Annotated in this window: 11 protein-coding genes and 1 pseudogene; 10 read left to right on the top strand and 2 right to left on the bottom strand. The window is 64.4% G+C overall.

Annotated elements, in window-relative coordinates; translation table 11 throughout:
• Positions 1-27: 27 nt before the first annotated feature.
• From FQK05_RS21820 to FQK05_RS21800, 5 genes are all read left to right on the top strand, one after another.
• The gene (locus FQK05_RS21820) at positions 28-987 is read left to right on the top strand and encodes an ABC transporter permease (protein ID WP_158970924.1); all 960 of its coding nucleotides are present in this window, start codon (positions 28-30) and stop codon (positions 985-987) included.
• The gene (locus FQK05_RS21815; RefSeq protein WP_158970922.1) at positions 984-1,874 is read left to right on the top strand and encodes an ABC transporter permease; all 891 of its coding nucleotides are present in this window, start codon (positions 984-986) and stop codon (positions 1,872-1,874) included. The genes FQK05_RS21820 and FQK05_RS21815 overlap by 4 nt, the downstream gene beginning before the upstream one ends.
• An 88-nt stretch (positions 1,875-1,962) precedes the next feature.
• Positions 1,963-3,669 (top strand): AMP-binding protein, encoded by a 1,707-nt coding sequence (locus FQK05_RS21810; RefSeq protein WP_158970919.1) that lies wholly within the window; start codon positions 1,963-1,965, stop codon positions 3,667-3,669.
• Positions 3,666-6,932, top strand: a complete 3,267-nt coding sequence (locus FQK05_RS21805) for an acetyl-CoA carboxylase family protein (protein ID WP_158970918.1) — start codon at positions 3,666-3,668, stop codon at positions 6,930-6,932. The genes FQK05_RS21810 and FQK05_RS21805 overlap by 4 nt, the downstream gene beginning before the upstream one ends.
• A gap of 39 nt (positions 6,933-6,971) precedes the next feature.
• Positions 6,972-7,766, top strand: a complete 795-nt coding sequence (locus FQK05_RS21800; protein WP_158970916.1) for a GntR family transcriptional regulator — start codon at positions 6,972-6,974, stop codon at positions 7,764-7,766.
• 400 nt (positions 7,767-8,166) lie between these two features.
• Here the strand turns inward: FQK05_RS21800 and FQK05_RS21795 are convergent.
• A pseudogene (locus FQK05_RS21795) lies at positions 8,167-8,310 on the bottom strand (DDE-type integrase/transposase/recombinase); the annotation flags it as partial.
• A 259-nt stretch (positions 8,311-8,569) separates the two neighbouring features.
• Here FQK05_RS21795 and secE point away from each other — a divergent pair.
• The 4 genes from secE to rplA all read left to right on the top strand — a co-directional run bounded on the left by secE (position 8,570) and on the right by rplA (position 11,070).
• Entirely contained in the window at positions 8,570-8,764 is a 195-nt protein-coding gene (secE, locus tag FQK05_RS21790) for a preprotein translocase subunit SecE (RefSeq protein ID WP_158970914.1), read from the top strand.
• Positions 8,765-8,998: 234 nt separating this feature from the next.
• Positions 8,999-9,532, top strand: coding sequence for a transcription termination/antitermination protein NusG (gene nusG, locus FQK05_RS21785; RefSeq protein WP_158970912.1), 534 nt, complete (start codon positions 8,999-9,001; stop codon positions 9,530-9,532).
• A gap of 412 nt (positions 9,533-9,944) precedes the next feature.
• Entirely contained in the window at positions 9,945-10,370 is a 426-nt protein-coding gene (rplK, locus tag FQK05_RS21780; protein ID WP_158970910.1) for a 50S ribosomal protein L11, read from the top strand.
• A 1-nt stretch (position 10,371) separates the two neighbouring features.
• The gene (gene rplA, locus FQK05_RS21775) at positions 10,372-11,070 is read left to right on the top strand and encodes a 50S ribosomal protein L1 (protein ID WP_158970908.1); all 699 of its coding nucleotides are present in this window, start codon (positions 10,372-10,374) and stop codon (positions 11,068-11,070) included.
• A gap of 96 nt (positions 11,071-11,166) precedes the next feature.
• Here rplA and FQK05_RS21770 read toward each other — a convergent pair whose 3' ends face one another.
• Positions 11,167-11,946, bottom strand: a complete 780-nt coding sequence (locus tag FQK05_RS21770; RefSeq protein ID WP_158970906.1) for a YkgJ family cysteine cluster protein — start codon at positions 11,944-11,946, stop codon at positions 11,167-11,169.
• A gap of 665 nt (positions 11,947-12,611) precedes the next feature.
• On the opposite strand from FQK05_RS21770, the gene rplJ reads away from it, so the two are divergent.
• Positions 12,612-13,127, top strand: a complete 516-nt coding sequence (gene rplJ, locus FQK05_RS21765; protein ID WP_158970904.1) for a 50S ribosomal protein L10 — start codon at positions 12,612-12,614, stop codon at positions 13,125-13,127.
• Positions 13,128-13,177 lie beyond the last annotated feature (50 nt).

Below are 13,177 nucleotides of genomic sequence, written 5' to 3'. Positions count from 1 at the left end.
ACCTCCAATTCCCAAAAGGCCCGAAAGATGCTGAACCCACTTCAGAGACGCATGTTGCGACGCCGGATCGTCCAGGCCGTGCCGGTGATCATCATGGCGACCTTTTCCGTCTTCATGCTTCTGAAACTTTTGCCGGGCGACGTGGCCATCACGTTGGCAGGTGAAAACGCCACCTCCGAACGGATCGAGGAGATCCGCCAGATCCACGGGCTGGATCGGCCCTTGCTGGTACAATACGGGCAGTGGGCGTGGAATGCCGTGCAGGGCGACCTGTCGAATTCGCTTCTGTCGGGCGAGGCGGTGACCACGACGCTGGCCCGCGTCTTTCCGAACACGATGTTTATCGTCTGCTATGCGATCGTGCTTTCGATCGTGATCGGGGTGCCGCTTGGCCTTCTGGCCGCGTCGCAGGCCGGGGGGCTGGCCGACCGGCTGGTGATGCTGGGCAGCTCGGTCGGGGTGGCGCTGCCGAACTTCTGGATCGCGATGATCCTCGTCGTCGTGCTGGCGCTGAACCGGCAATTGTTCCCGGCGACGGGCTTCGTGTCGCCATGGGAGGACCCGCTGGGCGCGGTCTGGTACGCGACACTGCCTGCCGTTGCCCTTGCGGCATCCGGCGTTGCCGAGGTGGCTCGGCAGCTCCGGTCATCGTTGGTCGAGGTATTGAATTCCCAGCACTTCCGAACGCTTCATGCCAAGGGGCTGCCGTTCCGAACGGTCCTTTGGAAACACGGGCTCAGGAATGTTTCCGTCAACCTGCTGACCGTCATTTCGCTTCTGGTGAACCGGACGCTGGCGGCCACCGTGGTGGTCGAGGTCGTCTTCGCCATTCCCGGCATGGGCAACACCATCGTGAACGCGACGCTCCAGCGGGATTTCCCCGTGGTGCAGGGAGCGGTGCTTGCCATGGTCCTGACCGTGATCACGGTCAATCTGATCGCCGACATGCTCTATTCCGTACTCGACCCGAGGATCAGCCAGCGATGACCGACGCCACTGTTCAGGCCCCGCATCAGGCACAGATCGACCGCGACGGGTTCGTTACCCGGTTCCGTCACTGGCTGACGGACGATCCGGTGGCGGCCATCGCGTTGGCCGTGCTGTGCATGATCGTCGGCTGCGCGATCTTCGCGCCATGGATCTCGCCCTATGACCCGACCTTGCAGAACTATGACGCGATGCTGGAAGGGCCGTCTGCCGCGCATCTGCTGGGCACCGACGACCTTGGCCGCGACGTGTTCTCCCGCCTGATCCACGGGGCGTCCGCCTCGGTCTACGCGTCCTGTCTTGCCGTTGGCGTGGCCTCGCTGCTGGGTATCCCGGTGGGCCTGATCGCGGGCTATGCCGGGGGTTGGGTGGACGAGGCGATCAGCCGGGTCATCGACACATTCCTGTCCTTCCCCGCCATTGTTCTGGCCATCGCGGTGACCGGCGTACTGGGCATCGGGCTGACCAATGCCATGATTTCCGTCGGCATCGTGTTCGCGCCCCAGCTGGCCCGGTTGGCCCGTGCCCGGACGCTTGTCCTGAAGCAGGAGCTATACGTCGATGCAGCGCATTGTTTCGGCGCCTCGCCGGCATGGATCCTGGCCCGGCATATCCTGCCGAACGCGATCCAGCCGGTTCTGGTGCAAATGACACTGCTGATGGCTGTGGCACTTCTGGCGGAAGCCTCGCTCAGTTTCCTCGGGTTGGGGATGCAGCCGCCCGACCCGTCATGGGGATCGATGATCGCGCGGGCCTACCTGTATGCCCAGATTGCACCGGCCCAGATGTATGCGCCGGGTATCGCGATCCTTGTCACGGCACTGGCCTTCAACACCGTGGGGGAATCCCTGCGCGAAGCGCTCGATCCGACTTCGGCAAAACCCTGATGGCCGGGACCGCCCAGAACCAGGATCAACCCGACGATCGGCAGCAGAGGCTGCAGCCCGAACTGGGCATCAAAACGGAGACCCATCGATGAGCGAACTGACAGATTACCTGGCGGACGTCGCGCAACGACAGCAACAATCGTGGCCAAAGGATCTGGACCGCGAGGTCAGCTACCCCCTGGGAGAGATCCCGCTGACCGCTCACGTGACGCACTGGGCAAAGAGCACGCCCGATGCGCCTTCCGTCATCTACTACGGGCGCGCGATTTCGTGGGCGGAACTGGATGCCCAGTCCAACCGGTTCGCCCGTCTGCTTGGCGCGCGAGGTATCGAAAAGGGTGACCGCGTGGCGGTCTTCCTGCCCAACTGCCCGCAGTTCCATATTGCCTTCTTCGGGATCCTGAAGGCTGGGGCAGTGCATGTTCCCGTCTCGCCATTGTCGACGCCCGACGAACTGGCTTACGTGCTGCGCGATACCGGTGCCCGGATGCTCGTACTGCTCGACACCCTCCTGCCCGTGGCTGAGACCGCCACGAAGGAGGTTTCAGTCGACGAAATCTTCTCGACCGCGCTGGCCGAGATGCTGCCTGAAACACCTGCCATCCACTTGCCCGCCAGCGTCGCGACCGACCCGTTGCCCTGCCCGGGGACCACGGCGTTTCTGCCCGCGCTGGCGGAACAATCGGCTGATCCTGTCGATCTTGGCGACCTCGATAGCCCGGCGGCGCTGAATTATACCGGCGGAACAACCGGTATGCCCAAGGGTTGTATCCACACCCAGCGCGACATGGTGTTCACGGGCGCGTCGAACTGGTCCGTCTCGACAGGCCGTGCGACAGGTGTCAGCCTGTCCTTCTTCCCCGAGTTCTGGATCGCGGGTGAAAACGCGGCACTTGTGATGCCGCCGATGACAGGCGATGCGGTGGTACTGATGACCCGCTGGGACCCGCTGGGCGTTCTGCAAGCCATCGAGAGATACCACGTCACCACCACCGCCATGATCGTCGACGGTGCGGTCGAGCTGATGAACCGGACCGACTTCGGCGACTTCGACCTGTCTTCGCTGACGCGGGTGCGGGTGGTGAGCTTCGTCAAGAAACTGGATACCGACATCCGCAAGCGCTGGTTCGATCTGACGGGGACGATCCTGGCAGAAGCCGCCTGGGGGATGACCGAAACCCACACGTCGAACACCTTTACCACCGGCATGCAGGACGACGATTTCGACCTGAAGCAGCAGCCTGTCTTCGTGGGGCTACCGGTCCCTGAGACCGAATTTGTGATCCGCGATTTCGACACCGGCGCCATCATGCCCCTTGGCAAAGAGGGGGAGATCACCGTGCGCACGCCCGCGCTGCTGAAAGGATACTGGGGCAAGCCCGACGCCACGGCCGAAGCGATCCGCGACAGGTTCCTTCATACCGGCGATATCGGCGTTCTGGATGAAATGGGCTATCTCCACTACCTGGGCCGCCGGAAGGAGATGCTGAAGGTGCGCGGCATGTCCGTCTTCCCGGCCGAAATCGAAGCGGTGCTGGGCAAGCATCCGGATATTCAGGGGTCCGGCGTGGTGGGGCGCACAGATGCACATGCGGGGCAGATCCCCGTGGCCTTCATTCAGCCGGTCAAGCCCGGCCTCGATGCCACCGCGCTTTCGCGTTGGCTTTCGGGGAGACTGTCAAAATACAAAATCCCGGAAATCCGCATCGTCGATGCGCTGCCGATGACGGCAACCGGCAAGGTCCGCAAGGCGGAACTTCAGACCTGGGTTGAAGACAAGGACGAGACTGCGTGACCAAGATCGATACTCTTCTCGTCGCGAACCGGGGCGAAATCGCCTTGCGCATCGCCCGGACCGCCTCGGATGCCGGGATTGCGACCGTTGCCATCTGCCCCGACGACGATGCCAGATCCCTGCATGCATTGCGTACCGACAGGGCCGAATTGCTGCCGGGGCAAGGCGCGCGGGCCTATCTTGATATCGCCGAAGTGGTCGAGGCCGCGCGGCGCAGCGGGGCCGACGCGGTTCATCCCGGCTACGGCTTCCTGAGCGAGAACGCCGATTTCGCAGCCGCCGTCGAAGCCGCGGGCATGGTCTTCGTGGGGCCCACGCCGCAATCGCTCAGGCTATACGGCGACAAGGTCGCGGCGCGGAAACTGGCCGAAAAATGCGGTGTGCCGGTTGTGACCGGCACGCCGGACCCGGTTGACGGGGCTGCGGCCGCTGCGTTCCTTGCCGACCTGCCGGACGGGGCGGCGATGATCGTGAAGGCCGTCGCGGGCGGGGGCGGACGCGGCATGCGCATCGTCAGAAAGGCACACGAGGCCGAAGCCGCCGTGACAGCCGCGCGGCGCGAAGCCGAGGCGGCGTTCGGGAACGGCGATGTCTACGTCGAACGCTTCATCGAAAGCGCCCGCCATATCGAGGTTCAGATCGTGGGCGACGGGCAGGGCGGCATCGCCGTGCTGGGAGAGCGCGATTGCACGCTACAGCGCCGCCACCAGAAGGTGATCGAGATTGCGCCTGCCCCCGGTCTCGATGATGCGACCCGTGACTTGCTGCACGACTACGCTCGCACCCTTGCCGCGGCCGGAGAGTATCGCAGCCTCGGCACCTTCGAATTCCTGCTGGACAAGGCCACCGGAGAGGCCCTCTTCATCGAGGCCAACCCCCGTATCCAGGTGGAACACACGATCACCGAGGCGATTTTCGACATCGATCTGGTCGCGGTTCAGCTTCAGATCGCCGAAGGCAAAAACCTTGGCGATCTTGCCTTGCCGGCCGCGCCGCGCGGGTTCGCGGTCCAGTCGCGCATCAACATGGAACGCATCGGCGCCGATGGCGGCATTCGACCGTCGGGCGGTACGCTGAAGGCCTATGATCCGCCTGCCGGTCCCGGCATCCGGGTCGACGGGTTCGGCTATGCGGGCTACCGCACCTCGACTGCCTACGATTCCCTGCTGGCCAAGGTTATCGCGCGGGGCGACAGCTATCCTGCAGCGCTTCGGCGCAGTATCCGGGCGCTGACCGAATTCCGCATTGAAGGGTTCGAGACCAACCTGGCTTGGCTGCATGCGCTGCTGAACCGGCCCGAAATGGCGGAATACGATGTTTCGACACGGTTCATCGAAGCCAAGGGTGCCGAGCTGGCGGAAGCTGCGGTAGCTGCGCCCGGATCCGTATTCGGCGCCGCGTCTGATACGGAAGATGCAGCCAGCGGATCCGTTTCGGTGCCCGACGACCAAGTCGGCGTCGTGACACCGATGCAGGCGACCGTCTTCGAACTGAAGGTCGCAGCGGGCGATACGGTCAGGAAGGGAGAGGTGGTTGCCCTTCTTGAAGCGATGAAGATGGAACACACGATCGAGGCGCCGGTATCGGGGCGCGTCGATGCGCTGTTCGTGACGACGGGGCAGACGCTGATGCCCGACGATCCGATCCTTGCCATCGAACCCGGCGACGGCCCTGATTTTGCCGCTGATGACGAGGCCGAGGTGGATCTGGACGCCGTCCGCCCTGACCTGCAGGAGCTTCTGGACAGGCTTGCGCTGGGACAGGACGGCGCGCGCCCGGATGCGGTGCGCAAACGCCATGACCGCGGGCAGCGGACGGTGTCGGAAAACCTTGCCGATCTCTGCGATGACGGCACGTTCAATCCCTACGGCGAACTGGCCATCGCGGCCCAGTCACTGCGGCGCAGCCGCGACGACCTGATCCGCAACACATCCGGCGACGGGATCCTGACCGGCACCGGCAGCGTGAACGGTGCTCTTTTCGGGCCGGAGGCCGGGCGATGCGCCTTCGCCATGGGGGATTACACCGTGCTGGCGGGAACGCAGGGCCAGAGGCACCACCGCAAACTGGACCGGATCTTCAGCCTTGCAGGGAATCACGACCTGCCGCTGATCTTCTTCGCCGAAGGCGGCGGCGGGCGTCCGGGGGATACCGACCGCGCCACGGTGGCAGGCCTCGACGGGCACAGCTTTGCGGCCTTCGCGGCGCTGTCGGGCAAGGTGCCGGTGGTCGGCGTCGTGGCCGGGCGCTGCTTTGCGGGGAACGCGGCCCTTCTGGGCTGCTGCGACGTGATCATCGCGACCGAAGACAGCAATATCGGCATGGCCGGACCGGCAATGATCGAAGGCGGCGGGCTTGGCGTCTACAAGCCGGAAGAGATCGGCCCGATCGACGTGCAATTGGCCAACGGTGTCGTCGATATACGGGTCAAGGACGAGACCGAGGCCTGCGCCGTGGCCAAGCAGTACCTGTCCTATTTCCAGGGAAGCGTGGCCGGCTGGTCGGCTCCCGATCAGCGGCGGCTGCGGCGCGCCATCCCGGAAAACCGGCTGCGGGTCTACGACGTGCGCAACGTGATCGACATTCTTGCCGACGAAGGGTCGGTCCTGGAGCTTCGCCGCGGCTGGGGGGGCGGGATGATCACCTCGCTGGTCCGGATCGAAGGCAAACCCTATGGCCTGATCGCGAACAATCCCCGCCACCTTGGCGGGGCGATTGATGCCGATGCGGCCGACAAGGCCGCGCGCTTCATGCAGCTGTGCAACGCGCATGGGCTGCCCGTCGTCTCGCTTTGCGACACGCCGGGGTTCATGGTTGGACCCGAGGCCGAGAAGACGGGCCTTGTCCGTCATGTCTGCCGCATGTTCGTGACCGGTGCCGCGCTTTCGGTCCCGGTCTACGCGGTGGTCCTGCGGAAAGGGTACGGGCTGGGGGCGATGGCCATGGTCGCGGGCGGTTTCAAGGAAGCGGCGCTGACGGTGTCCTGGCCGTCGGGCGAATTCGGCGGCATGGGGCTGGAAGGCGCTGTACGCCTTGGCTTCCGCAAGGAACTGGAAGCCGAAACCGACCCAGAGAGGAAGCAGGCCCTGTTCGAAACGCTGCTGGCCGATTTCTATGATAGCGGCAAGGCCATCAACTATGCCGTCGCGACCGAGATCGACGCGGTGATCGATCCGATGGACACGCGCCGGTGGCTGACGAACGCGTCCCGGTCTGCGCCTCCGCGCGGGCAGGGGGTGCGCGGTTTCGTGGATACGTGGTAATGGAGCTTTCTCCGGTTTCTTCCTGAACGAGGGTCCTTCATGCCGAGGAAGGCCAAACCTATCACAGCGTCGCTTTCGAAGGTCACGGGATCGGATCCCGGTACGCCTGCCGGACGGCTGCGCCGGATCCGCAGGCCGCTGACCACGGCCGAGCAGATCGCCGATGCGGTGGGGGCCATGATCGTCGACGGCACGCTGGTGCCCCATGAACGGATCGGCGAGGAAAAGCTCGCCGATCTCTATCACGTCAGCCGTGGGCCGGTGCGCGATGCCTTCCGCGTGCTCGAGAAACGGCGGTTGGTCGAGATCATTCCCCGCCGAGGCGCCTTCGTGCGCCCTGTTACGCGGGATTCGATCGCCGATTTGTTCAACGTGCGCAACACGCTCGCTGGCATGGCGGCGGCGCATGTCGCCCGGCGCGTAACCGAATCCCCGGAGGCAAACGTGATGCTGAAACTGGACCGCAGGCTGGAACAGCTGCGGGGCATGGCGGCGAAGAAGACCTGCCAGCCGCTGGACTACAGCTTCCAGATGACTCGCATCGTCTACACGATCATTGTCACCAGCCGGAACCAGCTTTTGCAAGATATATGGGCCGAGCTGAACGACCACACGTTCTGGTCGGCCATATGGAAGAAGCCGCAGGATGCCTTTACGGTGGCCGAGCGACAGGAGAGGCTGGCACAGGTGGAAGCGACCGTGATGGCCATCCGTAACGGCGATCCCGACGCCGCGGAGCGCAACACACGCATATGGCTTAACCTGATCCGGGACCGCGTTCTTTCCAATCTCGAAGTGATCCCCGGCGCCCTCGCCGGGGGCGAACAGGCCTAGGCCTGGGCCCGAAAGTGGCCTGTTCAGACGGCCCGGATGCCCCGCGGGGTTCCGTCACAGCTTGTTTGTTCACCGCCCCGTCTCCAACCTCTGAATAGCCCCGCGTTTCTTAGTCGCCTTCTTGTCTCAGTTACTGCTGTCGCTCGAAGTGTACGGGCGCCACCGCGCGCGTTCATCGCAGCTCAAACCGCAACCGCCTGAGTGTCCGCTGAAATGGGGGCCAGACCAGCCGGGGCCCGGTCGAAGAGGACAGGACTGTGAAGCTCCGCCACCCGTCAGGCTCCTATGAAGTCACATCTAGCCCGCTGCCGGGGCAGCCTGATGGCCGACACGTCAACGCAATGACACAAAGTCAACCGTGGCAGGGGGCAGGCCATCAAGCCGCGATACCACATTTTCAGTCTTGGCAGTTCCCGCGACGGCTCGTCGAGTGCTCCAGATCGTGGGCGCGAAGGAATGCTGCCCGGTTCATGCGGGTGAACTGGCTGCCCTGGTCGGAGTGGACCAGAACTTTCCCTCCGGGCTTTCTCTGCCACGTGGCCATCCCCTCGGGGAGGCGTTCGCGTTTGTGCCTGCAAAAGTTGGAAGCTTCAGCATAACGTTCGGCCGGCGCACCGGGCTGACCGGGCGTGTGGCCTGCCAGACTACGCTGCCGAAGCGCGAGCGACCCGGTTTTCCAGACGACCTGCAAGCGTGCGGAAGACGGCCGAACGGCGCATCGGCAAGGGTTTCGCTTGAAACCCGGGCGCGGCTTGGTTAGATGCCGCACTCGACCGTCCGCCTACGCAAAAGGATTGCCCCTCATGGCCGTCAACCCGATCCAGTTCATCCAGCAGGTGCGCTCCGAGATCGCGAAGGTCGTTTGGCCGACCCGGCGCGAGGTCATGGTGACCACGATCATGGTCTTCATCATGGCGGCGCTGATGGCGACCTTCTTCGCGCTGGTCGATCTGGGTATCCGCAGCGGACTTCAGGGGATCCTCAGTATCTTCGGTTGAGCCCCGGCCGAACGGGACCCGGAATGCGGGCGCGGGCAAAAAAGGCCGCGCCTTGCCCTTGCGAAAGAATGGCAGCGGCGGTAACAGGCGGCCTGCCTTGCGGAATGGGCGCCCGATGATTCGCGGCGCCCGCATGAAGATATTGCCGGACAGACTGGCAAGACACTTCGACACCGGGGCAGGGAACACGCCCGCGAGGTCGGGCAGCAGAACGACAGGCGGAGACGGAGCATCATGGCGAAACGGTGGTATTCGGTGAGCGTGCTCTCGAATTTCGAGAAGAAGATCGCCGAGCAGATCCGCACGTCGGTTGCCGAGAAGGGTCTGGAAGACCAGATCGACGAAGTGCTGGTGCCGACCGAGGAAGTGATCGAGGTCCGGCGCGGCAAGAAGGTGACGACCGAACGGCGCTTCATGCCCGGCTATGTGCTGGTGCACATGGAAATGTCGGACAGCGGCTATCACCTGATCAACTCGATCAACCGCGTCACCGGCTTTCTGGGCCCGCAAGGCCGCCCGATGCCGATGCGCGATGCCGAGGTGAACCAGATCCTGAACCGCGTCCAGGAAGGCGAGGAAACCCCGCGCACCCTGATCCACTTCGAGGTGGGCGAGCGCGTGAAGGTCAACGACGGCCCGTTCGAGGATTTCGACGGCATGGTCGAGGCTGTCGACGACGACAACCAGCGCCTGAAGGTGACGGTGTCGATCTTCGGTCGCGAAACCCCGGTCGAACTGGAATTCACCCAGGTGACCAAGCAGGGCTGAACGCGGCCCATCGACGAAACTTTTCAGGCGCGCACCGACGAGGTTGCGCGCCTTTGCTGTTTAAAGGTCTTCGGCAGCGGGGCAGGCCGCGTGCCTTGCAGCGGTGCAATTGCGCGGAAGACGGGGACGGCGTGGATCCAAGGCCTTTTGTGCCGGGGGGGGGCACTTTGCCGGCTGGCGGGCGATCTGCCGGAATGTCCTGAAGAATCACGTTGTCATTCCGGCGCCGGACGTCTAATAGGCGGCCCGCGGACGCTTCTTTCGGGAAGTGTCCCGTTCATACGTGGGAGGCGAGGTGGTCGCGACCGCCGGACCAGACCACGCGAATCCGTTCCCAACGGCGCGCCGGCGGGAACAGGCGCAGGGCAGGGATCTTCCTGTCCTAATACGCGATGAACACAGGAGATGGCCAATGGCCAAGAAACTGATTGGCAGCCTGAAGCTGCAAGTGAAGGCCGGCCAGGCGAACCCGTCGCCGCCCGTCGGCCCGGCGCTGGGTCAGCGCGGCATCAACATCATGGAATTCTGCAAGGCGTTCAACGCCAAGACCGCAGACATGGAGCCGGGCGCTCCGTGCCCGACCGTGATTTCCTATTACCAGGACAAGTCTTTCACGATGGAAATCAAGACGCCGCCGGCGTCCTATTTCCTGAAGAAGGCGGCCAAGCTGCAGTCCGGGTCCAAGACCCCGGGTCGCGCGACCGCCGGTTCCGTGACCGTCGCCCAGGTGCGCGAGATCGCGGAAGCCAAGATGAAGGACCTCTCGGCGAACGACGTCGAAGCTGCAATGCAGATCATCCTGGGCTCCGCCCGGTCCATGGGCATCGAGGTGAAGTAACATGGCAAAGCTCGGAAAACGTACCCGCGCTGCGCGCGAAGCCTTCGCCGGCAAGGAAGATCTGACGATCGAGGAAGCCGTTGCCCTGATCAAGGCCAATGCCTCGGCCAAGTTCGACGAGACCGTCGAGGTCGCGCTGAACCTGGGCGTCGATCCGCGTCACGCCGACCAGATGGTCCGCGGCGTGGTCGGCCTGCCGAACGGCACCGGCAAGACCGTGCGCGTCGCCGTCTTCGCCCGTGGCGCCAAAGCGGATGAAGCCACGGCCGCAGGTGCGGACATCGTCGGCGCCGAGGACCTGATGGAAACCATCCAGTCCGGCAAGATCGAGTTCGACCGTTGCATCGCGACGCCGGACATGATGCCGGTTGTGGGCCGTCTGGGCAAGATCCTGGGCCCGCGGAACCTGATGCCGAACCCGAAGGTCGGCACCGTGACCATGGACGTGGCCGAAGCGGTCAAGAACGCCAAGGGCGGTGAAGTCCAGTTCAAGGTCGAAAAGGCCGGCGTGATCCACGCAGGTGTCGGCAAGGTCTCGTTCGACGAAGCCAAGCTGGTCGAAAACATCCGCGCCTTCGTCGGTGCCGTTGCTCGCGCCAAGCCGTCGGGGGCCAAGGGTGCCTACATGAAGAAGGTCTCGCTCAGCTCGACCATGGGCCCGGGCGTGTCGGTCGACGTCGACTCTGCAACCGCCGAATAACACCGGACCGGATCCAGAATTGCGAAGGGCGGGGTTTTCCCCGCCCTTTTTGCATGCGCAGGGCGGGGTTCACCCCGCCGCCCCGGCGGTCAAGGATCAGACGGCCGATCCCCCGATATCCTCGCAGGTTTCTGCCAGTTCCGCGGTTGAATGTCGTGCGGCCGCCAATGCGGCGCCTGCCGCAAGCCCCTCGACCGCCGCGATGGCCAGCCGGTCCAGCGCATAGGTCCGGACCTTGGCGACGTCCTTCAGCAGGTCCCGGGACAGTGCCAGGATCGCCAGGTAGTCCAGGTGATTGCCCAGAAGGCCGGACCCGTCCGCATCGCCGCCGACGGCATTGATGCGGCAGGCATCGACATCCGACGACAGGAAGGACCGGCATACGGTCGGCCGCGCGTCGTAGGCGCGGCACATCCGGCTGGCGGGGTCCAGCGCGGCGCAGGCAAGCGGTGTCCAGGTGCGCCCGTCCGGCTGTCCGGCCAGCGGCGCCAGTGCGGCATGAACCGCCAGGGCCTCGGCTTCGGTTATCAGTCCGCCGTCGCCTTCCAGCATGATGCAGCAGAACGCACAGCCCGCGCTGCAGACCGCATGGGCCAGTTCGGGCGGGTTCCCGGCCCGGATCTGCGCTTCCGTTGTGGCGGCCAGCAGCCGCGCGGCCTCTCCGGCCGTAAGATCCTGCACGACCTGGGCGACCGGCCGGCCGCGCCGATCCTCGGCGGCCAGCCAGTCATCCAGGATCCTGCGCCCGCGATCTTCAAGCGCCCTGGGCATGCCCCGGGCACGGGCCCGTCCCAGTCTTGCCCGCAGATCGGCGACTGTCCCGACGGATCCCTTGCGACGCCTGGTGGTCGGCGCGCCGGCGGGCTTGCGATTCATCCCTGCGTCCCTTCGGTCATGGCTGTCGGGTGACAATAGGGCCGACGCCCCACAAGGCCAATTGCCTGTCTGCCCGGACATGGGGCACCCCGTGGATCAACCGTCAGGCCGCGGTCGCAGTCGAAATGAGACTTGGCCTGAAGCAGGGGGCCGGTCATTTCGGGCCGGTCGGTATGCCGGGCTGTGTCGTGGTGCGTTTCGCCGCCAAGGACGGGATTTGCTGGAAGGCGCCGGCGCAATAGGGCTGTCACGAAGACAATCGAGGGTGTCGACAGCGCTTTGCGGAGCAGTGAAGTCCCTATTGACTTGACATGCCCCGGCCTTGGCGGGGATGATTTCCCCCTGCAACTGGGCTGCCGGATACTTCGGGCGGCCGTGTGCGGCGTGAAAGTTTTTCGTACCCCCTTCACATCCGGCCCGCAAGGGTCTAGCTAAGCTCACTCGGGCACCCTCACGATTCGGGGGGGTCCGTATTTCGTCCAAGACGGTGGGTGAGGGGCCTCCTCTCATAAATCCTGCCTGAGACGGGAAATGAACAAAGTTTCTTCGGACCGTTTCAGCGATCCGGGGCGTTGCGCAGGACCCGTAAAGGACCCGATAGCCGGGGCTTTTCGTCCCGGCAGAACCGAGCCGGAGGGTCAAACCTCCCTTACTGGAGTGAAACTGTGGATAGAGCCCAGAAAGAGAAAGTGGTCGAGGAACTCGGCCAGATCTTCGAAAGCTCTGGCGTTGTCGTGGTTGCCCACTACACCGGTCTTACAGTTGCTCAGATGCAGACGCTTCGGATCAAAGCCCGTGAATCGGGCGGCGCCGTGCGTGTTGCAAAGAACAGGCTCGCCAAGATTGCCCTGGAAGGACAGCCCTGCGCAAGCATGGCCGATCTTCTGACGGGCATGACCGTTCTCACCTACTCGGAAGACCCTGTCGCGGCTGCCAAGGTCGCCGAAGACTTCGCCAAGACCCACGACAAGTTCGTGATCCTTGGCGGTGCCATGGGTGAGAATGCTCTGGACCGTGCCGGTGTCGCGGCCGTGTCGAAAATGCCGTCGCGCGAGGAGCTTATCGCTTCCATCGTCGGCTGCATCGGCGCGCCCGCATCGAACATCGCCGGGGCCATTGGCGCACCTGCTTCGAACATTGCCTCCATCCTGTCCACCATCGAGGACAAGGCGGCGGCCTGAGCATCGTAGACCGGCGAGTGTCGTAATCACGCGTCGTTGGAACACACCTT

The organism is Chachezhania sediminis (genome assembly GCF_009765275.1).
Lineage (GTDB): Bacteria > Pseudomonadota > Alphaproteobacteria > Rhodobacterales > Rhodobacteraceae > Chachezhania > Chachezhania sediminis.
Note: the sequence above shows the minus strand (reverse complement) of the source record. Positions and strands in the feature narration are given on the sequence as shown.